This window comes from Actinomadura sp. ATCC 39365 (genome assembly GCF_054392275.1).
Genome location: NZ_CP184335.1, coordinates 9,434,659 through 9,456,875, shown reverse-complemented (window position 1 = coordinate 9,456,875; position 22,217 = coordinate 9,434,659). Strand labels below are relative to the sequence as shown.

General features: G+C 71.5%; 15 protein-coding genes. 6 read left to right on the top strand and 9 right to left on the bottom strand.

The features are described from left to right. Positions 1 to 69: 69 nt before the first annotated feature. Complete coding sequence (locus tag ACNF49_RS45280) at positions 70 to 783, bottom strand: lytic polysaccharide monooxygenase (protein WP_482941591.1); 714 nt, start codon at positions 781 to 783, stop codon at positions 70 to 72. 377 nt (positions 784 to 1,160) lie between these two features. Here ACNF49_RS45280 and ACNF49_RS45275 point away from each other — a divergent pair, with 377 nt between their 5' ends. From ACNF49_RS45275 to ACNF49_RS45265, 3 genes are all read left to right on the top strand, one after another. Beyond that, positions 1,161 to 2,165: a TerC/Alx family metal homeostasis membrane protein gene (locus ACNF49_RS45275; protein ID WP_482941590.1), complete on the top strand. Its 1,005-nt coding sequence runs from the start codon at positions 1,161 to 1,163 to the stop codon at positions 2,163 to 2,165. Positions 2,166 to 2,266: 101 nt separating this feature from the next. Further along, a complete protein-coding gene (locus ACNF49_RS45270; protein WP_482941589.1) occupies positions 2,267 to 2,983 on the top strand; it encodes a GNAT family N-acetyltransferase in 717 nt (238 codons plus the stop codon). Beyond that, positions 2,980 to 3,909: a lysophospholipid acyltransferase family protein gene (locus tag ACNF49_RS45265; RefSeq protein WP_482941588.1), complete on the top strand. Its 930-nt coding sequence runs from the start codon at positions 2,980 to 2,982 to the stop codon at positions 3,907 to 3,909. Before ACNF49_RS45270 ends, ACNF49_RS45265 begins: the two co-directional genes overlap by 4 nt. Here ACNF49_RS45265 and ACNF49_RS45260 read toward each other — a convergent pair. Genes ACNF49_RS45260 through ACNF49_RS45250 form a run of 3 tightly spaced genes read right to left on the bottom strand, consistent with a single transcriptional unit; the run spans position 3,870 to position 7,028 of the window. Continuing rightward, positions 3,870 to 4,754, bottom strand: a complete 885-nt coding sequence (locus tag ACNF49_RS45260) for a carbohydrate ABC transporter permease (RefSeq protein WP_482941587.1) — start codon at positions 4,752 to 4,754, stop codon at positions 3,870 to 3,872. The genes ACNF49_RS45265 and ACNF49_RS45260 overlap by 40 nt on opposite strands. 1 nt (position 4,755) lies before the next feature. Then, positions 4,756 to 5,679: a carbohydrate ABC transporter permease gene (locus tag ACNF49_RS45255; protein ID WP_357979753.1), complete on the bottom strand. Its 924-nt coding sequence runs from the start codon at positions 5,677 to 5,679 to the stop codon at positions 4,756 to 4,758. Further along, positions 5,676 to 7,028, bottom strand: a complete 1,353-nt coding sequence (locus ACNF49_RS45250) for an extracellular solute-binding protein (protein ID WP_482941586.1) — start codon at positions 7,026 to 7,028, stop codon at positions 5,676 to 5,678. Before ACNF49_RS45250 ends, ACNF49_RS45255 begins: the two co-directional genes overlap by 4 nt. A 355-nt stretch (positions 7,029 to 7,383) precedes the next feature. Here ACNF49_RS45250 and ACNF49_RS45245 point away from each other — a divergent pair, with 355 nt between their 5' ends. Both ACNF49_RS45245 and ACNF49_RS45240 read left to right on the top strand, forming a co-directional pair. After that, the gene (locus tag ACNF49_RS45245; protein ID WP_482941585.1) at positions 7,384 to 9,795 is read left to right on the top strand and encodes a glycoside hydrolase family 3 N-terminal domain-containing protein; all 2,412 of its coding nucleotides are present in this window, start codon (positions 7,384 to 7,386) and stop codon (positions 9,793 to 9,795) included. Next, positions 9,782 to 10,807, top strand: coding sequence for a LacI family DNA-binding transcriptional regulator (locus ACNF49_RS45240; RefSeq protein WP_364336868.1), 1,026 nt, complete (start codon positions 9,782 to 9,784; stop codon positions 10,805 to 10,807). Before ACNF49_RS45245 ends, ACNF49_RS45240 begins: the two co-directional genes overlap by 14 nt. Here ACNF49_RS45240 and ACNF49_RS45235 read toward each other — a convergent pair. The 5 genes from ACNF49_RS45235 to ACNF49_RS45215 all read right to left on the bottom strand — a co-directional run bounded on the left by ACNF49_RS45235 (position 10,794) and on the right by ACNF49_RS45215 (position 20,904). Continuing rightward, positions 10,794 to 12,350: an outer membrane protein assembly factor BamB family protein gene (locus ACNF49_RS45235; RefSeq protein ID WP_482941584.1), complete on the bottom strand. Its 1,557-nt coding sequence runs from the start codon at positions 12,348 to 12,350 to the stop codon at positions 10,794 to 10,796. The two genes, ACNF49_RS45240 and ACNF49_RS45235, sit on opposite strands and share 14 nt — an antisense overlap. Further along, positions 12,347 to 13,936, bottom strand: a complete 1,590-nt coding sequence (locus ACNF49_RS45230; RefSeq protein ID WP_482941583.1) for a carboxylesterase/lipase family protein — start codon at positions 13,934 to 13,936, stop codon at positions 12,347 to 12,349. The genes ACNF49_RS45235 and ACNF49_RS45230 overlap by 4 nt, the downstream gene beginning before the upstream one ends. 127 nt (positions 13,937 to 14,063) lie before the next feature. Beyond that, positions 14,064 to 15,398 (bottom strand): xylan 1,4-beta-xylosidase, encoded by a 1,335-nt coding sequence (locus ACNF49_RS45225; RefSeq protein WP_482941582.1) that lies wholly within the window; start codon positions 15,396 to 15,398, stop codon positions 14,064 to 14,066. A gap of 205 nt (positions 15,399 to 15,603) precedes the next feature. Beyond that, positions 15,604 to 17,172, bottom strand: coding sequence for a carbohydrate binding domain-containing protein (locus ACNF49_RS45220; RefSeq protein ID WP_357979767.1), 1,569 nt, complete (start codon positions 17,170 to 17,172; stop codon positions 15,604 to 15,606). A gap of 165 nt (positions 17,173 to 17,337) precedes the next feature. Next, entirely contained in the window at positions 17,338 to 20,904 is a 3,567-nt protein-coding gene (locus ACNF49_RS45215) for a galactose-binding domain-containing protein (protein ID WP_482941581.1), read from the bottom strand. A 235-nt stretch (positions 20,905 to 21,139) separates the two neighbouring features. On the opposite strand from ACNF49_RS45215, the gene ACNF49_RS45210 reads away from it, so the two are divergent. Continuing rightward, positions 21,140 to 22,132 (top strand): LacI family DNA-binding transcriptional regulator, encoded by a 993-nt coding sequence (locus tag ACNF49_RS45210; RefSeq protein WP_482941580.1) that lies wholly within the window; start codon positions 21,140 to 21,142, stop codon positions 22,130 to 22,132. The last annotated feature ends 85 nt before the right edge of the window (positions 22,133 to 22,217 follow it).

Below are 22,217 nucleotides of genomic sequence, written 5' to 3'. Positions count from 1 at the left end.
GGAAGGGGGGTGCGGCCGGCCCGTCCATCATGGCCGACCGCACCGCCCCCGTGCACCGGAGCTAGACGATCACACCCGTTGCCACAGGGCGGGCACGTTCGGCGGCTCCCAGCCGGGCAGCGCCGTGTGCGGCTGGACGCAACGGTAGGTGACGTTGTTGTAGACCACCTGGTCACCCGACTTGTACGCGGTGCCCGCCGTCCAGTTGCCGGTCGGGCCCTGGGTGGGGGTCACCGTGGGGGTCGGGGTGGGCGTGGGGGTCGGCGTCGGGGTGGCGGTGGGGGTCGGCGTCGGTCCGCCGGGACCCACCTGGAGGTCGACGCAGTTGTAGAAGGCGTTCTCCGTGTCGGCGATGTTCCAGATGGCCAGCAGCTTGATGCGCCCGGTACGGCCGCCCAGGTTCACCGAGTGGGTCACCGTGGAACCCGGCTGTCTGCCGTGGTCGTCGAAGACCGCGATCCGGGTGCCGCCGACGTAGTACTCCCACGTGCTGGTGGCGTGCCGAGCCTCGATGAGCCACTTGAAGTTGACCGTGTCACCCACGGAGGCGGCCGGCCAGGCCTTGCTGTCGTCGTCCAGCGGGGACCACCGGGGGTCGCCGCCGCTGCAGTTGCGCAGGCCCTTGGGGCCCTCGACGCTCTGCGGCTCCCAGATGATCTGGCCGCAGTTCTTGACCTTGCCGGCCGCGCAGTTGGCCTGGCGGCTGGGCGGGTCGGAGATGTAACCGTGCGCCGAGGCCGGCGGGGACAGGGCGACGACGGTGGCGACGGAGACCGCCGCCATGGCTAAGAAGGTCCATACTCTGCGCATGTCACCGTTCCTTCATGCTGGGGGATGCTCCCAAATATAAAGGAAAGTTTCCTAACGGTAAATGGCACAGTCAGCGCTTTTCCGCCCGGCAGTCAGGCTCTCGTCACGTTCCGCCGGTAGGGAGGGCCTGCGGCCGGTGGCGGGGCGAGGGCGGGCGCCCGCGCAGATGGCGGGGGCCAACAGGTGGTGACATGTCGTGACATCGCCTAGGCTGAGGGTGCCGAGGGGAGTACTTCGCAAGCGCCGGCCCGGTCAGTACGGACGTCCCAGACGTCCCCGGGCGGCCGCCCGCGCGATCGGCGCACGGGCGAAGGAGACCTCGAACGATGACGCGCGTTCGAGGAGGACCCATGCCCCCGGGCACATTGCCGACTGCCCCCGCCCTGACCACCATCGCCACGCCCACCCTCTGGCTGGTCGCGATCGCCGGGCTCGTGCTGCTGCTGGCGCTGGATCTTTTCTTGACCAGGCGCCCGCACGAGGTCCGCATGCGCGAGGCGGCCGGCTGGTCGGTGTTCTACCTGGTGCTGCCGGTGATCTTCGGCTTCTACCTGTGGGCGGACCACGGCGGCGGCGTCGCCGTGGAGTTCTTCACCGGGTTCGTGGTGGAGAAGTCGTTGTCGGTGGACAACCTGTTCGTGTTCATGTTGCTGCTGGCCGCCTTCGCCGTCCCGCCCGCGCTGGCCCGGCAGGTCCTGCTGTACGGGATCGTGGGCGCGCTCGTCCTGCGCGGCATCTTCATCTGGCTCGGCGCCGCCGCCCTGCAGAGCGGCACGTGGGCGTTCCTGCTGTTCGGCGCGATCCTCATCGTCACCGCCGGGAAGATCCTCAAGGACGTGCTCGGCGGCCACGAGCAGCAGGTGGACATCTCCTCCATGCGCAGCGTCCGGCTGGTGCGCCGGTTCGTGCCGGTCACCGACGACTACCGCGGCTCCCGGCTGGCCGTGCGCGAGGGCGGGCGGCTGGCCCTGACGCCGCTGGCCCTGGCCGCCGTCGCCGTCCTCGGCACGGACATCGTCTTCGCCGTGGACTCCGTGCCGGCCGTGTACGGCGTGACCGAGGACCCGTTCCTGGTCTTCGCCACCAACGCCTTCGCGCTGATGGGCCTGCGGGCGCTGTACTTCGTGCTGCAGGGCGTCCTGACCAAGCTGCGCCACCTCAACCACGGGCTGAGCGTCATCCTGGCCTTCATCGGGGTCAAGCTCATCCTGCACTGGGCGCACGGCGTCTGGGACTGGCTGCCGCAGATCCCGACGCTCGCCTCGCTCGGCGTGATCGTCGCCGTCCTGACCACGGTCACCCTGACCAGCCTGTACGCCAACCGCCGCGACCGCGAGAAGGAGGCCGCGAGCTAGTTCACCGCTCCGACGCCTGGGTGCCCCCGACGAGAGAGCCGGCCGTCATGTCGGCATGACGACATGGTCGCGAGACGCTTTCAGGGAAGGACCCCGCGCCCATGACGATCTCTCTTGACACGAGCCGGTACACGGTCGGCATGGCCACGAGCCCCGCCGACCTCCAGGCGGCCCAGCGGCTGCGGTACGAGGTCTTCGCCGAGGAGATGGGGGCGCGGCTCGACAGCCCGGTCTCCGGCCTCGACGTGGACCGGTTCGACGCCTACTGCGACCACCTCCTGGTACGGGAGGGGCGGCGGGTGGTGGGGACGTACCGGCTGCTGCCGCCGGGACGGTCCGACCGGCTCTACTCCGACGGCGAGTTCGACCTGCGCGCCCTCGCCCCCATCCGGAACGACCTCGTCGAAGCAGGACGTACCACCGTGCACCCGGACCACCGGGACGGCGCGGTGGTCGCGCTGATGTGGGCCGGGATCGCCCGGTACATGGTGGACGGCGGCCACCAGTGGCTGGCGGGCTGCTGCTCGGTGCCGCTCGACGACGGCGGCGCGCTGGCGGCCGGGGTGGCCGGGCGGGTGCCGCTCGGCCCCGAGGAGCACCGGGTCACGCCGCACGTGCCCTGGCTCGGCGACGGCGCGCCGCGCTCCGACCGGTTCGTGCCGCCCGCGCTGCTCCGCGGCTACCTGCGGCTGGGCGCGTGGGTGTGCGGGCCGCCCGCGCACGACCGGGACTTCGGCACGGCCGACTTCTTCGTGCTGCTCTCGATGGCCCAGGTGAACACCCGCTACCTGCGTCACTTCCTGGGCGGGACGCCGTGACCGGCCCGTGGCTGCGTACGGGCCCGTGCACGCCGGACATGTGCGTGGGGGCGGCGGTCGCCGGCGCTGGGGTGGCCCGCCGGGCGCTGCGGCTGCTCGCGGCGGCCCTGGTGGTGCTGGCCGGGGGGCCGCTCGCGCTGTCACTCCGCCGCGCCCGCCCGGACGTGCGGGGGCGCGTCACCGGGACGTGGGCCCGGCTGCTGCTGCGCGCCCTCGGCATCCACCTGGACCTGGCCGCCGGAGAACCGGACGAGCAGGCCGGGAAGCCGGGCGAGCAGGCGCGGGACGGCGAGTGGGCGGGGGCCGGGGAGCTGGTCGTGGCCAATCACGTGTCGTGGCTGGACCCGCTGGTCATCGCGGCCGCCGTGCCCTCGCGCCCGCTGGCCAAGCGGGAGATCGCCGCCTGGCCGGTCGTCCGCACGCTGGCGGCGGGCTCGGGCGCGCTGTTCATCGACAGGGAACGCCTGTCCGCGCTGCCGTCGGCGGTCGCCGCCGTGGCCGCGGCGCTGCGGGCGGGCGACACCGTCGTGGCCTTCCCCGAGGGCACCACGTGGTGCGGGCTCGGCATGGGCGACTTCCGGCCGGCGGTGTTCCAGGCGGCGATCGACGCGGGCGCCGTCGTACGGCCCGCGACGCTGCGCTACCGCGAGGACGGCCGGCCCTCGACCCGCGCCTGCTACGTGGGCGAGGACTCGCTGCTCGCCTCGGTGCTGCGGGTGGCCGCGACCCGGCGGCTGACCGTCGAGGTGCGCCTGCTGGCTCCCCTGCGCGCCGCGCCGTCGACCGTACGGCCGACGGCGCGGGCGGCCCTGGCCGGGAACGCCGAGGCCCTGGTACGCGCCGCGATGGACGGCCCTCCCGAGCGGGCGCGGGGGAGGGCCGTCGCTCACTTGCCGAAGCCCGCGGTCAGCCCGCTGAGCAGCTGACGGCGGCCCACCACGTAGAGGATCAGGATGGGCAGCGTGGTCAGGACGACCGAGGCGAGCACGGCGGGCACGTTCACGCTGTACTGGCCCTGGAACGTCCACAACGCCAGCGGCAGCGTGCGCTTGTCCGGGCTCTGGGTCAGGATCAGCGGCAGCAGGAAGCCGTTCCAGATCGTCAGCGCGTTGTAGATCGTCACCGTCACCACGGCCGGACGGGTCAGCGGGAAGGTCAGCCGCCAGAGCATGCCCCAGTCGGTGGCGCCGTCCAGCCGCATCGACTCGAACAGTTCCTTGGGCACGTCCCTGATGAAGTTCGACAACACCAGCACCGACAGCGGGATCGCGAACGCGATGGAGGGCAGGATCATGCCCAGCAGCGAGTCGTACAGGTGCAGCCGGATGATGATCAGGTAGATCGGGATGATCGTGGCCTGGAGCGGGATCGCCAGCCCCATGAGGAACAACGAGTTCACCCCGCGCAGGAACCGCCCGCCGCCGCGCACGATCGCGTACGCCGCCATGAACGACACCCCGACGGCGGGCACCACCGCGCCGAGGGTGAGGAGGAGGCTGTTGAGGAAGTACAGCGCGAAGTCCGACTCCAGCACCATCCGGTAGGCGCCCAGCGTCGGCTCCGACGGCGGCGCGAGCGGGTTGGAGGCGTAGTAGGAGCTCTGCTCCTTGAAGCTGGTGATGACGATCCAGTAGATCGGGACCACCACGATCGCCAGCCAGATCCACCCGGCCACCCCGGCCACCCAGTTGCGGCGGGCGGCGGCCGGGCCACCCGCCCGCCGGGACGCCCCGGCGGCCGGCCGCGCCGGCTTCGTCAGCGTCGTCGCCATGTCAGGCCCCTTCCAGCTGGCTCGCCGCGGCGTCGCGGCCGCCGAGGCGGCGCAGCAGCAGCGCCAGCGCCAGGCCCACGAGGACGAGGATGACCGCGATCGCGCTGGCCGGGCCCATCAGGTTGGCCTGGAACCCCCGCTTGTACATGTCCAGGGCGAGCACCCGGGTGGCGTCGCCGGGACCGCCCGCGGTCAGCACGAAGATCAGGTCGAAGAACGTCAGCGACCCGACCACCATCAGCGTCGAGGACGTGATGATCGTGTACTTGAGCTGGGGCAGCGTGATGCTGAAGAAGGTGCGCACCCGGCCCGCGCCGTCGAGCTGGGCGGCCTCGTACATCGAGCGCGGGATCTGCCGCACGCCGCCCTGATAGATCAGCGAGTGGAACGGGATGAACTGCCACGACACCACGAAGATGACCACACTGAACGCCAGGGCGGGCTCGCCCAGCCAGTCCTGGGCCAGCAGGTCGAGGCCGAGCCCGGCGCCGAGCCCGAAGTTCGGGTCCAGCAGCGCCTTGTAGGTGATGGCGACGGCGGCCGAGCTGAGCAGCAGCGGGATGAAGTAGAACACCGACAGCACGGCCCGGTAGCGCTGCCGGCCGGCCAGGAACACCCCGAGCAGGATGCTGGCCGGCGTCTGCACCGCCCAGGACGCGGCCATCACCAGGAACGTCACCCACAGCGCGTGCGGCAGCCCGGGGTCGGCCAGCACGGCCTGCCAGCTCGACAGGCCGGCGAAGCCGATGTCGCCGAGCCCGTCCCAGGAGGTGAAGCTGAGGACGAGGACCCCGATCAGCGGGATCACGCCGAAGGCGACGAAGAGCAGCAACGCCGGGACGGCCAGCCAGGCGAGGGAGCCGCGGCCCCCTCGCCCGGCCGCCGTCGGCGCCCGCCGCCCGGCGGGGATCGGGATCACGCTCACTTGCCGATGACCGCGTTCATGTTCGTCTGGAACTGCTGCGGCGAGATGGACAGCTGGAACAGCTTGGCGATGTTGTCCAGCAGCACCTCGGCGGCGGTCGGGCTGAGCGCCTGGTCCCACGACTGGGCGAAGGTCTTGGCGTTGCTGGCGATGCCGTAGACGAACTTCAGGAACTCGGCGTCGGGGGAGGAGGCGAAGGCCGCGTCGGCGCCCTTGACGATCGGCACGGCGCCCGTGTCCGCCCACTCCTTGACCTCGGTCTGGTCGAGCACGCCGCTGGTGAGGAACTTCTTGGCGATCTCCTTCTGCTCGGGGGTGGCCTTGGCGGAGATCGACAGGTACTGGCCGGGGTTGCCGACGGTGTTGCTCGGGTCGCCCTTGCCGCCGTCCACGGGCGGGAAGTTCATGTAGCCGAGGTGGCCGCCGGGGACGAAGTCGCCGCCGTCGTTCTTCATGCCGCCGTACGTCCAGCCGCCGTGCAGCATCATCGCGGCCTTGCCGGTGTAGAGCAGCGCCTGGTCGGCGTTGGAGTCGGCGGTGATGGAGGAGAAGCCCTTGATGAAGCCGTTCGCCTTGATCAGGTCCTGCATCTTGGTCAGGGCGTCCAGGGCGGCGGGGTTGGACCAGGCGTCCTTCTGGCCGTCGAACACCGCCTGGAACACCTCGGGGCCGCCGATCCGGTCGAACAGGAACTCCAGCCACATCATGTTGGTCCAGCGCGACTGGCCGCCGAGCGAGAACGGCGCGATGCCCTTGGCGTTGATCTTGGGCACGATGTCCATGATCTCGCCCCAGGTCGTCGGGGGCTGCACGCCGACCTTCTCCAGGACCTCCTTGTTGTAGTACAGGACGATCGGCTGCACGGTCTCGCACGGCATCGCGTAGATCTTGCCGTCCACGGTGGCCGCGCCGAAGGAGGAGGGGAACAGCCGGTCCTTGACGGCGGCGTTCTCGGAGAACCAGGACGTGAGGTCCTCGACCTGGCCCGCCTGCACGTAGCTGCGCAGCGTGCCGCCGCCCCAGCCCCAGATCAGCGTGGGGGCCTGGCCGGCGCCGATGGCCGTCTTGATCTTGGTCTTGTAGGCGTCGTTCTGGAACGCCGTGCCCTCGATCGGGGTGTTGGGGTTGGCCTTGTTGAAGCGCTCTATCGCCCGGCGGCGCACGCCTTCCTGCGGCTCGACCGACAGGTACCAGTAGGTGGCCTTGGCGCCGCCGCCACCACCGCCGGTCGGTCCGCCGCCACCCGCGCGGGTGGGGCCGGACGTGCCGCAGGCGGCGAGCGCGGCTCCCAGGGGCAGCCCCATCGAGAGGCTGAGGAAGGTGCGGCGAGAGGTTGTCCTGGTCTCCACGCTGATCTCCGTACTCGAATGCCGTGGCCTGGCCGCGGCTCGGTTGTCCTTGGGACGCGTTGGCCGGCGGTCGGATCGGCAAACCCCCCAATGCCGCTCGTCCGCTCGCCGTTGAGTGAACTAGTCGAAACATTTGCGACATGACCGCGCGGCACGTCAATCTAGATTTCGACCATTACCCTGTCAAGACCTCCTACGTGGAAACCGGAGCTGGGCGGCTGCCGGGCCTGTGTAGTAATCTCACGCGGTCATCTAGCTGGCTATTCTGCCCTGGTTGCGGCATTGTGCAGGTGGCAGGCCCAGCTCCGAAATGTTTCGAAACTTTGCGGCAGGAACTCTTGAAGGAGTGCAGTTCATGACGGCTCTAGATCGGACCCCGGCGGATCGGGTCCTCGGTCCGTGGCTGGACCCGGCGCTTCCCGTGGCCGAGCGCGTCGAGGCCCTCCTTCAGGAGTTGACGCTGGAGGAGAAGGTCGCCCAGCTCGGCAGCCGATGGGTGGGCAACGACATGGCGCACGAGGAGGCGGCCCCCGCCCCCGACCCGGACGGCAAGGGCACCCACAACGTGGCCCCCATGCAGGACGTTTTCGCGGCCTCCGGCACCGTCCCCTTGAGCGAGGCCGCCCGGCACGGGCTCGGCCACCTGACCCGCGTGTTCGGCAGCGTCCCGGTGACGGCGGCCGAGGGCGCCGCCGAGGTGGTGCGGCTGCAACGCGAGGTCGTCGGCCTGTCCAGGCTCGGCATCCCCGCCCTCGTGCACGAGGAATGCCTGACCGGTTTCACCACCTACGGCGCCACCGTCTACCCGGCGGCCATCGCCTGGGCCGCCACCTTCGACCCCGGCCTGGTCGAGCGCATGGCCGCGGCCATCGGGCGGGACATGTGCGCCGTGGGCGTCCACCAGGGCCTGTCCCCGGTGCTCGACGTGGTCCGCGACTACCGGTGGGGCCGGGTCGAGGAGACGATGGGCGAGGACCCGTACCTCGTCTCGATGCTCGGCGCGGCGTACGTGCGCGGCCTGGAGGGCGCCGGCGTGATCGCCACGCTCAAGCACTTCGCCGGGTACTCGGCCTCGCGGGCCGCCCGCAACCACGGCCCGGTGCCGATGGGCCGCCGCGAGCTGACGGACATGATCCTGCCGCCGTTCGAGGCGGCGATCACCCTGGGCGGCGCCCGTTCGGTGATGAACTCCTACTCCGACGTGGACGGCGTGCCCGCCGCCGTCGACTCCTGGCTGCTGACCGAGCTGCTGCGCGAGGAGTGGGGGTTCACCGGCACCGTCGTGTCCGACTACTGGGCGGTCCCGTTCCTGGCGACCATGCACCAGGTGGCCGCCGGCCCGCAGGACGCGGGGGCACAGGCGCTCGCCGCGGGCGTGGACGTCGAGCTGCCCGACACCCTCGGCTTCGGCCCCCACCTGGTCGAGCGGGTGCGCCGGGGCGAGCTGCCCGAGTCGCTGATCGACCGGGCCGCGCGCCGGCTGCTCACCCAGAAGGTGCAGCTCGGCCTGCTCGACCCCGGCTGGACGCCGGAGGGCTCGGTCGCCGGCGCGCAGGACGTCGAACTGGACTCGGCCGCCAACCGAGCCCTCGCCCGCGAGCTGGCCGAACGCTCGATCGTGCTGCTCGACGCCGGGACCGCGCTGCCGCTGGGCGCGGGTCTCGGCCGGATCGCCGTCGTCGGCCCGTGCGCCGACGACCCGCGCACGTTCATGGGCTGCTACGCCTTCCCCAACCACGTGCTGCCCCGCCACCCCGGGCTCGGGCTCGGCGTCGAGGCCCCGACCGTGCTGGACGCGCTGCGCGCCGAGCTGCCCGGCGCCGAGATCGTGCACGAGCCGGGGTGCGCGGTCCAGGGCGGCGACCGGTCCGGCTTCGCCGCGGCGGCCGCCGCGGCCCGCGCGGCCGACCTGTGCGTCGCGGTCGTGGGCGACCTGGCCGGCCTGTTCGGCCAGGGCACGTCGGGCGAGGGCTGCGACGCCGAGGACCTGCGGCTGCCCGGCCTCCAGGCCGACCTGCTGGCCGACCTGTTCGCGACGGGCACGCCGGTGGTCGTGGTGGTCGTCTCGGGCCGCCCGTACGCGCTGGGCGAGGTGCACGCCGGAGCCGCCGGGCTGGTCCAGGCGTTCATGCCGGGAGAGGAGGGCGGCGGGGCGATCGCCGGTATACTGAGCGGTCGTGTCCAGCCTGGAGGCAAGCTTCCCGTGCAGATACCCCGCCATCCTGGCGGGCAGCCGGGCACCTACCTGCAGCCCCCGCTCGGAGCCGACAGCAAGGGCATCAGCAACCTCGATCCCACCCCGCTGTTCCCCTTCGGGCACGGCCGCTCCTACACCTCCTTCGAGGTCGGCGACCTGCGGCTCAGCGCCGCCGAGGTCCCGACCGACGGCGAGTTCACCGTCTCGGTCCGCGTCGCCAACACCGGCGGCCGGGCGGGCGACGAGGTCGTGCAGCTCTACCTGCACGACGTCCTCGCCCAGGTCACCAGGCCGGTGAAGCAGCTCACCGGCTTCGCCAGGGTGCGCCTCGAACCGGGGGAGAGCAGGCGGGTCTCCTTCCTCGTCCACACCGACAGGACCGCCTTCACCGGGCGCGACCTGCGGCGCGTCGTGGAGCCCGGAGACGTCGAGGTGCTCGTCGGCACGTCCGCCGCCGACCTGCCGTGCCGCGGCGTGGTCCGGCTGACCGGGCCGGCGCGGCCCGCCGGCGCGGGCAGGCGGCTGGTCACACCCGTGGAGATCCGAGGAGGAACAGATGCCGGCTCCTAGGCGCGCCACGCTGGCCACCGTCGCGGCCTCGGCCGGCGTGTCCGTCGCCACCGTCTCCAAGGTGCTCAACGGCCGCAGCGACGTGGCCCCGGCGACCCGTTCGCTGGTGCAGTCGCTGCTCCAGCAGCACGACTACGTGCCCGCCACGCCGCGCCGCGGCGAGGCGGGCGGCCCCGCCACGGTCGAGGTGCAGTTCGACGACGACCTCAACGCCTACTCCACCGAGATCATCCACGGCGCGATCGAGGCCGGCGACGAGCTGGAGACGTCGGTCGTCGTCAGCATCAGGAAGAGCCACCAGCGCACCGGCGGCTGGGCGCGCGACCTGGTCGCCGCCGGGCGGCGGGCGCTCATCGTGGTGACCAGCGAGCTGACCGGCGCGCAGCTCGGGGCGCTGACGCGGGCCCGGCTGCCGCTGGTCGTGATCGACCCGCTCAACCTGCCGACCACCAGCGTGACCAGCGTCGGCTCGACGAACTTCGCCGGCGGCCTGACCGCCACCCAGCACCTGCTGTCCCTGGGCCACCGCCGCATCGCCTACATCGGCGGCCCGCCGACCTCGGCCTGCAACCAGGCCCGCCTGCACGGCTACCGCGCGGCGCTGGAGGCGGCCGGCGCGCCCGAGCCGCCCGGCTACGTCCGCACCGCCCACTTCCACTACCAGGACGGCCTGGTCAACGGCGCGAGCGTGCTCGACCTGCCGGAGCCCCCGACCGCGATCTTCGCCGGCTGCGACGAGATCGCGCTCGGGGTCATGGAGGCCGCCAGGTCGCGCGGCCTGCGCATCCCGGAGGACCTGAGCATCGTCGGCTTCGACGACACCCAGATCGCGCGGATGGCCTCGCCGCAGCTCACCACCGTGCGCCAGCCGCTGCGCGAGATGGGCCGGGCGGCCCTGCGCACCGCGCTGCGGCTGGCGGCCGGCGAGCGCATCGACTCCCACCACGTCGAGCTGGCGACCGAGCTGGTGGTGCGCGGCTCGACCGCCCCGGCGGCGCCTACGGAAGGCTGAAGGCCAGGAACACCGACCCGTACGGGTTCGGGTACGGCGTGAAGGAGTACCCGGACTGGACGAACAGCATGCCGTGCGACACCACGGCCCCGCCGCCGCCCGAGACGGCCCCGCCGCGCCCGGTCAGGCCGTTGACCCCCTGCACCTCCTGCATGGTGTCGTAGGCCCACACGACCTCGCCGGTGCGCGCCGAGTAGGCCCGCATCTTGCCGTCCATGCTGCCCTCCCAGACCAGGCCGGGCGTGCTGGAGACGGCCGGGGTGTGGCCGAGCTGGCAGACCTGTGGGTACTGGGCCGCGCCACCGGTGGCGCAGCCGTCGGCCGGGTTGGGCGTCTCCCACAACAGGTGCCCGGTCGCCGGGTCGAGGGCGAAGAGGGTGCCGGGCCGGGCCATGTACGTGGCCACGTACAGGCGCTGCCCGTCGAAGGAGGTGCCCCACTGGACGCCGGACAGGCCGCCGCCGGGCATCGGCTCGGACAGCTGCCGCTGCCAGACGATCTTCCCGGTACGGGCGTCGAGCACGTGGTAGACGCCCGCCTTCTGCCCGATGCCGACCAGGGCGCGCCCGCCCGCCCTGAACAGGTTGGGCGCGGCCCCGAGGTCGAAGTCGAGCGCGGTGCCGTCGGGGAAGTTGGGGCAGTACTCGCGGTCCTCGGGGGTGGGCAGCGAGCACTCCAGCCGCCAGGTGTCCACGTCGGTCATCCGCCGGGTCCAGCGCGGGCGGCCGGTGTCGATGTCCAGCGCCAGCACCGAGTCGTAGTGGCCGGCGCTGCCGGTGTAGTTCTGGCCGGTGCCGACGTACAGGGTGCGGGTGACCGGGTCGAGGGCCGGGGAGCTCCACACGCCGCCGCCCGAGGGGGCGTACCGGGGGACGCCGTTGGGCCAGGTGCCGTCCTGGCGGGCCTTCGGGACGGTGTTGAAGCGCCAGACCGGGCGGCCGGTGTCGGCGTCCATGGCGTCGAGGTGGCCGCGGAAGGTGCAGCAGGCGTGCTCCTTGCCGATGATGTTCTCGCCGCTGGAGACGCCGACGTAGACGCGGTCGCCGAAGACCAGGGGCGAGCTGGTCACGATCGCCGTGATGGTGTCGTCGAGCCTGCGGGCCCAGGCCAGGCGGCCGGTGCGCTGGTCGACGGCGTAGAACCAGCCGCGCACGTCGCCGAAGTACACCTTGCCCCTGGCCACGGCCGGGCCGTCCTGCACCTGGGTGCGGCCGGTGCCGACGGTGGTCAGGTCGAACTCCCAGCGGGCGGCGCCGGTGGCGGCGTCCCTGGCGTACAGCTTGCCTTCGGGGGAGCCGAAGTACACGGTGTCGCCCACGACGGCGGGCTGGCTGCGCGGCGTGCCGGCCTCCTTGGGATAGGCGAAGGCCCACTTCAGCGCGAGGCCGCCGACCGTGCGCGGGTTGATCGCGCGTTCGGCCGCGTTGTGCCGCCAGCCCAGCGGGCCCTGCTGCCACATGGGCCAGTCGCCTCCGGTCGCCGCCTGCGCGGGCGCCGGGCCCTGCAGCAGCGCGAGGCAGAGCGCGGTCAGCAGCCGGATCATGAGGTCGCCTCCTTGTTCCAGAACGCGCAGTGGTGCTGCCTGGCGATCTCCCGCGTCACCTGGCTGTCACCGGCCGGGGCCAGGGACATGACGGCGGGGTCGGTGCGGGTGTAGCGGGGCCAGAGCGGGGTCCCCTCCGCGGTCGGGTCGCCGGTACGGGCGAAGCCCGTCCACTGGGCGACGAGCTGGGCGCCGAAGGAGCGCTGGTTGGCGTCCATGTCCTTGACGTCGGAGTACAGGAAGGGCACCTCGCTGATGTGGAAGGCGCCGTTCGGCTTGGTCTGGTCGAGGAAGAACAGCGGCGGCGCGTCGGTGTTGTCCACCTGGAAGGCGTACACCGGGATGTGCGCGGCCAGCCGTTCGTCGTTGAGCAGCGCCGGGCAGACCGAGTTGCTGTCGGCCACGATCGTCCGGTACGCGATGAACGCCGCCGGGGCGGGGAACCTGGCCAGCGGGTAGCGGGCGAGCACCTCGGGGGCGAGGGGGCCGTACTGCTGGCGGACCAGGGTCTCGTACTCGTCCGGGGTGTTCGCGGCGGGGAGCTGGACCTCGTCGCGGCCCACGCCGCGCATGAGGGCGACCTTGTTGACCTTCCCCCTGGCGAACGCCCGGGACGGCGACATGGTCAGGATGCGGCCGTCCACGATGGGGGCGATCGTCCCGCGGTCCGGGCCTAGCCCGTCGGAGGACTGGTCGAGCAGCGCCTTGACCGGCTTGGCCCGCAGGCACGCGGCCGGGTCGGCGGCCTGCTCGCAGCCGAGCGCGGCGGCGAACCTGCCGCCCTGGGCCTGCGCCTCGGCCTGCGTGGGCAGCTCGGCCTTGCAGTCCTGCGGTTGCCAGAAGGTGTTCACGCCGCGCAGCGAGTTGTACTCGCCGCTCTGCACGATCCCCTTCTCGAACAGGCCCTTCGCGGTCGGTGACGCCGTGTGCGCGCAGACGCTCGACCCGCCGGCGCTGGCCCCGAAGATCGTCACGTTGCCGGGGTCGCCGCCGAAGCGGCCGATGTTGCGCCGCACCCAGCGCAGCGCCTCCTGCTGGTCGGACAGGGCGTAGTTGCCGGCGTTCCGGCCGAAGGCCCGGTGTGACACGAAGCCCAGGATGCCCAGCCGGTAGCCGACGCCGACGTGCACGACGTTGCCCGCCCTGGCCAGGTAGGAGCCGTCGGAGGGGGCGCCGTACCGGAAGCCGCCGCCGTGGAACTCCACCATGACGGGCAGATTCCGGGCCCCGTCGGGGGCGGCGACGTTGAGCTTGAGGCAGTCCTCGTCCTCGGAGGGGGAGCCGAGCAGCTCCGCCTGCGGGCACGGGCTGCCCCGCCCGGTGCCGGAGAACACGCCGGGCCAGGGCGTGGCCCGGCGCGCGGGCGTCCAGCGCAGGTCGCCGACGGGCGGGGCGGCGTAGGGGATGCCGAGCCAGGAGCGCAGGCCCTCGCCCGCGATCCCGCACACCTGGCCCGAGTCGGTGGTGACGGTCGTGCCGGGCGCGCAGGCGGGCGCGCTGCGCGGTGCCGCCTGCGAGGGCGGCGTCGTCAGGCTGAGCGACGCGATCACGACGAGCGCGCTCAGCCCTGGTCGGAGCTTCAACATGCGCAAGTTCCCTCGGTGGATTGACACGGGATCTTGCGCATCGTGTCAAGGCGAGTCAGCCGGATCAATGGCGGCCGTCATACCGGACCGCCATCTCGCCCGTGTGATCACCGCGTGCCGCCTCCGGCTAGCGGTCGCTCCACTTGATCTCGTACGGCTTGAGCGTCAGCTCCTTGCCGTCCACCGTCGTGGTGACCTGCTTGCCGGCGGTGTTGACCGCGAGGAGCTGCCGGGGCTGGGCCAGCACCCGCACCCGCCGGTCGGAGGAGGTGACCGGCTCCAGCTCGGCGCCCGCCGGGAACCAGCGGGTGAAGTCGCTGACCAGCTTGCCGGTGGGCATCAGCGCGCCCGTCCGCGGCTCCCACATGCAGGCCCGGCACTCGCCGTCCTTGGCCTGCGGGTTCCAGTACAGGGCCGTGCTCGCGCCGCTCTGGGCGAACTCCATCATCGAGACGGCCTGCACGGCCAGCCGCATGGGCTCGTCCCAGACGGTGCCGTCCTCGGGCACGAAGTACCACTCCGACCACCACACCGGCAGGTCGCCGGTCTTCTCGCGCAGCCACTTGGTGATCGCGCCGAACTTGCCCAGGGCGCCGAACGCGTCCGGCAGCAGCTCGTGGGTCTCGGTGGGGGAGGCGCCGTCCACGACGACGAAGTCGGCGCCCTTCTTGTGCTTGAACCAGTACTCGAAGGCGTCGAGGGCGTGCTGGTTGACCGCCCCCCACGGGCCGCGCAACTCGGTGTCGCCCTTGCTGTCGCTGTCGAAGCCCAGGTACGGCCCGCCGATCTTGGCGTCCGGACGGACCGCCTTCACCGCGTCGTACACCTTGTTGTACAGCTCGGTGTAGCCCTTGAAGTCCGCGGGCTTCTTGTGGTCACGCCAGAAGCCCTTGAACTCGTTCCAGACCATGAAGTACTTCACGTCCCGGTAGCGCTCGGCCACGGTCGCCGCCAGCTTGGCGAAGTCGTCGAAGTGCTCCGGGTACGGCGCGTCCTCCAGGTGCTCCTTCCAGGCCGACTCCTCGGTCGGGCCCTCGGGGCCGCCCTTCATCCAGTCGGGGGCGCAGCACAGCGTGATGACGCCGGTGCCGCCGGACTCCCGCATGAAGTTCGTCCGGCTGTCGAGGTCCTCCCAGAAGTACTCGCCCCGCCGCGGCTCGGGGTTGAGCGCCCCGAAGCCCATGATGTGCTGGTTCTGCAGCATCGGCGTCTCGGACAGCGCGCGGGCGACGTCCTGCTCCAGGCGCGGGGTGATGTTGTTGGCGCTGACGCCGGTGTGGGTCAGGCCCCAGCGCGGCCAGTCGGCGTCCACGGGCGGCGGCTTGAGCGCCTTGGCGGTGGCGGCGGGCGAGGACGCCGCCGGCGGCTGGGCGCCGGTGGTCTCCTGGCCGGCGGTGGCGCCGAGGGAGCAGCCGGCCGCGAGCAGCGCCATGGCGGCGAACCCCATGACGCAGGTGGCCAACCGGCCAGAACGCCGCGCCGCCGTCCTCCCGCTTACTGTTGACACCTGAATCCCCACCTGGTCCTCGGCGCTTTTTGCCTAGAGCGTTCCATGCCCCCGCAAACGCGGCAAACCAGTGGGCCGGATTCACAGCCAAGCGTTATCTCGCGGACACGGCGGCGCTTCCGGCGCCCCTGGCGTGCCGGAAGGCCGCCGCGTCCTGTCCCTAGCGACCCTGCAGGCCCTTGACGTTGTCCCCGAACGTCCAGCCCTTCGAGCCGTCCCAGTTGATCGACCAGGTCATCAGGCCCTTGAGCTGGCCGTTGAAGGCGTTCCAGCCCTGCGACACCAGCGAGGGGGCCATGTATCCGCCGCCGGCGCCCGGCTGCGCGGGCAGGCCCGGCACCTGCTTGTCATAGGGCACGGTGATCGTCGTGCCCTGGATGGTCAGGCCGTTGTTCAGGCAGGTGGTCTGCACGGTGAAGCCCTGCACGGTGCCGGCGGAGTAGGAGTCGCCGGAGCAGCCGTACATGCTGCCGTTGTAGTACTGCATGTTCAGCCACCACAGGCGGCCGTTGTCGGCGTACTTCTTGATGATCGGCAGGTACGCGCCCCAGATCGACCCGTACGTCACGCTGCCGCCCGTCACGTACGCCGTCTCCGGCGCCATGGTCAGGCCGAACCCGGCCGGCATCTGGGCGAGCACGCCGTCGATGATCCGGATGAGGTTCGACTGCGAGGCGGAGAGCTGGGTGATGCTGCCGCCGCCGGTCAGGCCGGTCTCGATGTCGATGTCGATGCCGTCGAAGTTGTACTTCTTCAGGATCGGCACGACGGTCGCCACGAAGCGGTCGGCGACGGCGCTGGAGCCGAGGTCGATGCCGGCCGCCGCGCCGCCGATGGACATGAGGATCGTCGCGCCCGCGGCCTTGGCCTGGCACATCTCGGCCGGGGTGGCGACCTTGACGGTGGCGTCCATGCCGTCCTCCCACAGCACGGTGCCGTCGGAGCGGATGACGGGGAACGCGGCGTTGATCACGTTGTAGCCGTGCGCCTTGATGCGCGGGTCGGTGATCGGGATCCAGCCGAGCGGCGGGTGCACGCCGTTGATCGCGCCGTCCCAGTTCTCCCAGTAGCCCTGGATCACCTTGCCGGCCGGGCGCGGCTTGGTCGGGCAGGTGGTGTCGGTCGGCGTCACGGTCGGCGTGACCGTGGGCGTCACCGTCGGGGTCACGGTGGGGGTGACGGTCGGGGTGACCGTGGGCGTGACGGTCGGCGTCACGGTCGGGGTGATCGTGGGGGAGGCGGTGCCGCCGGGGCCGTCGAAGCTGACGTCGTCGGCGTAGTAGGTGCCCTGCCCGTACCAGCCGTGCAGGAAGATGACCGCGGTGCTCTGGCTCGCGGTGGTCGTGAACGACACGGTGAGCTGCGTGTACGCCCCCGCCGACGACGTCCAGGAGGAGGAGCCGCCGGTCACGCCGAGGTAGACGTAGCTGCCGCGCACCCACGCGCTCAGCGTGTACGTCGTGCTCGGCCGCACCGACACCGACTGGGTGCACTGCGCGGTGTCGGACCCGCTGGCCGCCGCGGCCAGCGCCTTGGTGCCGGAGTGGACCGGGGTGGAGACCACCGACCCCAGCCCGCCGGTGCACGACCACGGCGACAGGGATCCGGTCTCGAAGTCCGGATTGGTGAGGAGGTTGGCCGCCTGGGCGGAGGTCTGGACGACGAGGACGCCCAGTGCCGCCAGGACGGAGGCCAGCAGCACGACGAGGAGACGGCGCGTTCGCTTCATGGTGGACAACCCTTTCGTCGCCCGAGCGCGGGCCCGCGACCAGCGGGTTCATCGGATTATGTAAAGAAACTTTAAAGTTGTCCACGGAGCTTGCATACCACTTGGGTCATATCACGGACGTGCCGTCCGGGCCCCCGCGGACCCGGACGGCACGTCGCGACGCGCTCAGTTCACGTTGAGCGTGAACGTGCTCGTCGTGTTGCGGATATCGGTCGCGTTGTCGCTCAGCCGCAGATTGCCGAACGTGGCCGAGCCGACCGCCGGGCCCTGCCCCGGCTCGGGCAGCTCGTTGACCCAGATGCCGAAGCCCGACTTGGCGTCGAAGGCGTCGCCGCTGCGGTGCGCCCCCGAGATCGACACGTTCGTGAACACGGTGTCGGTGACCGGGTTCAGCGGCGTGCTCGGGCCGGAGTAGCCGGTCTGGAACATGATCCCGCTGTAGGTCGGGTCCACGATGTCCACGTCGGTGACCCGGATCGCGGTGAACTTCTTGGAGGCGGAGAAGATCCACAGCGCCGGGAACGTCTGCTGCCCCCAGAAGTGCCCGCCGGAGCGCACGAGCGAGATGTTCTCGAACTTCGTCTGGCCCGGCCCGAAGTCCCGCATCGGGATGCCGAAGTCCAGCGAGCTGATCGTGATGCCCGAGTAGACCAGGGTGTCGGCGATGTAGGCGTTGCGCACGACGTTGTTCTGGCCGCCGTACACCGCGACGCCCGCGGCCCGCCAGGTCAGCAGTGAGGTGATGTTCTCGAAGACGTTGCCGGACTGGTCGGCGTTGACGTTGTCGATCGCCGCGAACAGCGCGAAGCTGTCGTCGCCGGTGGCCCGGGTCTCGACGTTGGTGATCAGGTTGTTCGTGCTGCCGTTGGTGAAGTTGGCGCCGTCGGCGAAGGTGTTCCTGATGCGCGAGTTCCTGATCGTGACGTGGTCGACGTTCGTGCCCCAGAACATGCAGATCTGGTGCTCGACCCAGATGTCGTCGATCGTGATGTTCGAGACCTTCGACAGGTCGAAGATCTTGCCGGGGCCGTCGATGCGCGAGGTGTAGTTGCCGAAGTGGGCGAACCCGGCGAACGTCGAGCCGTTCGACGACGCCTCGGTGCGCCAGCCGACGTCGGTGCCGTCCTGGCCCGAGGGCGAGACGAACCTGGTGTACCAGGGGCCCGCGCCGACCACCTTGACGGCCTTGCCGTACACCTGGAACTTGCCCGTCGTCTGGTACGTGCCCGCGGGCAGGTAGACGCCGGTCAGGTTGCTGTCCTGGCGCGCCTTGTCCAGGGCGTTCTGCACGTCCTGCTGGGAGAACCCGGCCGGTACGGCGTAGTGCGCGGGGTCGGGGTTGGCGACCGGCGAGACCTGTTCCAGGCTGACGAAGTCGATCGCGTAGGTCGTGTTGTTGGCCGGGTCCTTCTGCAGCCGGATCCTGCTGCCCTTGGGGACCGTGGCGTTCAGCATGACGTTGGCCTCGTCGTAGATGTGGCGGGCCGGGCCGGCGCCGGGCGAGTTGCCGGGGCTCGCCTCCGCGCCGTACAGCCAGGCGTACTTCGAGGTCAGGTCGATGGCCTTGTGGAAGGCGCCGTTGACGTAGATGTTCAGGGTCGAGCTGGTCCCGCCGCCGCCCGGGGCGTCCGGGATGGAGAAGCGGGTGACCAGGGTGTTGGTGTCGGCCTTGGTGGTCCACTCGACGTAGGAGCCGTTCTGGTTCAGCGTCACCGCACGGCGGCCCGACGCCTCGCCGGCCACCGTGCCGACGTCCCTGCTCGGGCCGACGACCTGCGCGCCGCCGCCGGTCACGCCGTCCTCGGCCTCGTAGGTGTCGTACGGCATGTTCGCGCCGCGGCCGACGAAGAGCTGCTGGACGCTGGTGTTGTTGGCCTGCTTGACCGGCAGCTCGTTGGCGTCGTTCGCGATGACGGTCTTCACTGTGTACCTGCCGTTGGTGGCCGTCCAGGTGCCCAGGGAGACGGGGGCGGTGGTGGCGCCGGCGGCGATCGCGCCGCTGTGGGCGCCGGTCAGGGTTCTGACGACCGTGCCCGCCTCGTTCGCGACGGTCAGCGTGACGCCGTGCGCGCCGGCGGCGGAGGCCACCGTGCCCTGGTTCCTGATCGCGACCGAGAAGGCGACCGTGCTGCCGGCGGCCGGGTTGCCCGGCGTCCAGGAGACCGGCGAGGCGACCAGGTCGGAGGTGTCCACCGGCTTGACGACCAGCGGGGACGGGCCGGTGAGGGAGTTGTTGGACTCGTTCTGCTCGATGACGGCCCCGGCGTCGTCGGCCTTGGCGGTGACCGGGTAGCTGCCGGCGTCCCGGGCGCCGATGTTCGCGGTCACGGTCGCCGAGGCGCCCGCGGCCAGCGCGCCCACGTTCGCGGTGGCGACCTTGCCGGCGCCGAGGGAGAAGGCGACGTCGGTCGCGGCCGACGCCGCGTTGCCGGCGTTCCTGACCACGGCCGACAGCGTGACCGCGTCGGTCTCCACCGGCGCCTGCGGCGACCAGGACAGCGAGGTCACGGTCAGGTCGGGGTTCGGCGCGGGCACGCCCATGACCTGCAGCTCGGCCACCTGCCCCGCCGGGGCCCCGGTGTTGGCCGTGAACGAGAGCCGCACGTCGGCCACCCGCGCGCCGACCGGGATCGTCACCGTGTTGCCCGAGGCCGGGTCGAACGTGTACGCCGCCGAGGAGACCAGGTTCGTGAACCCCGAGGCGCCCTGCTCCCTGCCGAGCACCTGGAACGTCTGGGTGCGGGTGCTCCACACGGCGGCCGGGTCCAGCCTGACCACGACCGAGGAGACGTCGGCGTTCGCGCCGAGCTGCACGGTCAGCGTGTTCGGATAGCTGCCGCCCGCGCCCTCCCAGTACGTCGTCACGCTGTTGTCGTTGGCGTTGGCGGCGACGTAGGTGTGCACGTAGGAGGAGGCGGTGATCGGCTTGCCGGCGGCCAGGTTGGAGCCGCCGCCGCTGCCGGTGCGGGTGACGGTGTTGCTCGCCGGTGACTGGTTGCCCGCCGCGTCCCTGGCCCTGACCTGGTAGGAGACCGTCAGCGTGCCGGGCTGGGTGTCGGTGTAGGTCAGCACGTTCCCGGCGACGCTGCCGCGCAGCGCGTTGTTGGCGTAGACGTCGTAGCCGGTCACGCCCACGTTGTCGGTGGCGGCGGTCCAGGTCAGCCTGATCTGGCCGGCGACGGGCTCGGTAAAGGCCAGGCCGCCCGGCGCGGACGGGGCCTGGGTGTCGCCGGAGCCGGGGCCGCGCACCTCGAACTCCGAGACCTGGGCGGCGGGCCAGCCGGTGTTGGCGGTGACCGTCACCCGGACGTACCGGACGGTCGCCGCGGTGAAGGTGATCGTCGCCGCCGGGGCGAACGTGCGCACGGCCGAGGCCGACAGCGTCGTGAGCGGCGAGCCTTCGGCGCCGCCCTGGACCGTCAGCGTCTGCGTCCTGGACTCCCACGTGGAGGGCAGCTTCAGGACCACCTCGTTCACGCTGACGGCCGAGCCGAGGTCCACCTGGATCCACTGGGGGAAGGCGTTGTTGGCGCTCTCCCAGTAGGTGGCCTGGTTGCCGTCGGTGGCGTTGCCGCCGCCGTAGACGTCGGTGGTGCTGCTCACCGTGACCGGTTTCCCGGCCGCCAGGTTCGGGCCCGCGGCCGCGGCCGGCAGGGCCGTCCAGCCGATCAGGGCCAGGGCGACGGCCACGGCCGCCGCGAGCGGTCGTAAGAGGGAGGGCTTGCGTCTCATGGGGGGTGTCACCTCTCGTCGGGCGGGGAGGGTTGCCCGCACCTTAAGTTGACCCCTAGAAATCCGCAATGTTTCTACTTCATTTCGCAAATAATCGACTACAGCATGATTTCCTGGCTCCAGCGAAGCAGGCAGGTCACGGCTCGTGCGAGAGCGGTGGAATCCATGCTCATCGCCTGCAAGGTCCGGCGCAAGTGGTTGCAAGTCTTTGCGGGATTGGTCGTATAGTTTGCGCATGACCCGACGACTCGGAGACGTGGCCAAGAAGGTCGGCATGAGCGAGGCGACCGTGAGCCGGGTGCTCAACGGCAAGCCCGGCGTGTCGGAGGCCACCAGGGAGGCCGTGCTCACGGCCCTCGACGTGCTCGGGTACGAGCGTCCGACCCGGCTCCGCGGCGACCGCGCCCGGCTGGTCGGCCTGGTGCTGCCCGAGCTGCAGAACCCGATCTTCCCGGCGTTCGCCGAGGTCGTCGGCGGCGCCCTGGCCCAGCAGGGCTTCACCTCCGTGCTCTGCACCCGCACGGTCGGCGGGGTGAGCGAGGCCGACTACGTCAGCCTCCTGCTCTCCCAGCAGGTCAGCGGCGTCGTCTTCGCCGGCGGCCACTACGCCCAGGCCGACGCCTCCCACGGGCACTACGAGCTGCTCTACGAGCGCAAACTGCCGACCGTCCTGGTCAACGCCGCCGTCGAGCACCTGGGGTTCCCCCAGGTGTCGGCCGACGACGTGGTGGCCGCCGAGATCGCGCTCGGCCACCTGCGCAGCCTCGGCCACGAGCGGGTGGGCCTGGTGCTCGGGCCGCGCGACCACGTGCCGTCCCGGCGCAAGCTCGCCGCCGTGGTGGGGCAGGTCGATCCCGCGCTGGTCGAGCACAGCATGTACTCGCTGGAGGGCGGCCACGCGGCGGCCGCCAGGCTGGTCGCCAGGGGCGTGACCGGCATCGTGTGCGCCAGCGACATGCTCGCGCTCGGCGCGGTGCGGGCCGTGCGCCGGGCCGGCCTGTCGGTGCCGGACGACGTCTCGGTCGTCGGGTTCGACGACTCGGCCCTGATGAACTGCACCGACCCGCCGCTGACCACCGTGCGCCAGCCGATCGACGCCATGGGCCGGGCCGCCGTCGACCTGCTCATCGCGCAGATCGACAAGCACGTGGTGCCCGCCGACGAGCTGCTCTTCGACCCGGAGCTGGTGGTCAGGGCCTCGACGGGACGGGTTCGCGGCTCGTCCTGAGAACGTCTTCCGGTGACCTAGTCGTTATCTTGCAACCCTATGTCGAAACATTGCGGACATCTGGGGGATCTGCCATTGTGAGCGC

Excerpts from the sequence above, each read along its gene's own strand:
- ACNF49_RS45280 (WP_482941591.1), bottom strand. The coding sequence starts at position 783 with ATGGCGGCGGTCTCCGTCGCCACCGTCGTCGCCCTGTCCCCGCCGGCC.
- ACNF49_RS45275 (WP_482941590.1), top strand. The coding sequence starts at position 1,161 with ATGCCCCCGGGCACATTGCCGACTGCCCCCGCCCTGACCACCATCGCC.
- ACNF49_RS45270 (WP_482941589.1), top strand. The coding sequence starts at position 2,267 with ATGACGATCTCTCTTGACACGAGCCGGTACACGGTCGGCATGGCCACG.
- ACNF49_RS45260 (WP_482941587.1), bottom strand. The coding sequence starts at position 4,754 with ATGGCGACGACGCTGACGAAGCCGGCGCGGCCGGCCGCCGGGGCGTCC.
- ACNF49_RS45245 (WP_482941585.1), top strand. The coding sequence starts at position 7,384 with ATGACGGCTCTAGATCGGACCCCGGCGGATCGGGTCCTCGGTCCGTGG.
- ACNF49_RS45240 (WP_364336868.1), top strand. The coding sequence starts at position 9,782 with ATGCCGGCTCCTAGGCGCGCCACGCTGGCCACCGTCGCGGCCTCGGCC.
- ACNF49_RS45235 (WP_482941584.1), bottom strand. The coding sequence starts at position 12,350 with ATGATCCGGCTGCTGACCGCGCTCTGCCTCGCGCTGCTGCAGGGCCCG.
- ACNF49_RS45230 (WP_482941583.1), bottom strand. The coding sequence starts at position 13,936 with ATGTTGAAGCTCCGACCAGGGCTGAGCGCGCTCGTCGTGATCGCGTCG.
- ACNF49_RS45220 (WP_357979767.1), bottom strand. The coding sequence starts at position 17,172 with ATGAAGCGAACGCGCCGTCTCCTCGTCGTGCTGCTGGCCTCCGTCCTG.
- ACNF49_RS45215 (WP_482941581.1), bottom strand. The coding sequence starts at position 20,904 with ATGAGACGCAAGCCCTCCCTCTTACGACCGCTCGCGGCGGCCGTGGCC.
- ACNF49_RS45210 (WP_482941580.1), top strand. The coding sequence starts at position 21,140 with ATGACCCGACGACTCGGAGACGTGGCCAAGAAGGTCGGCATGAGCGAG.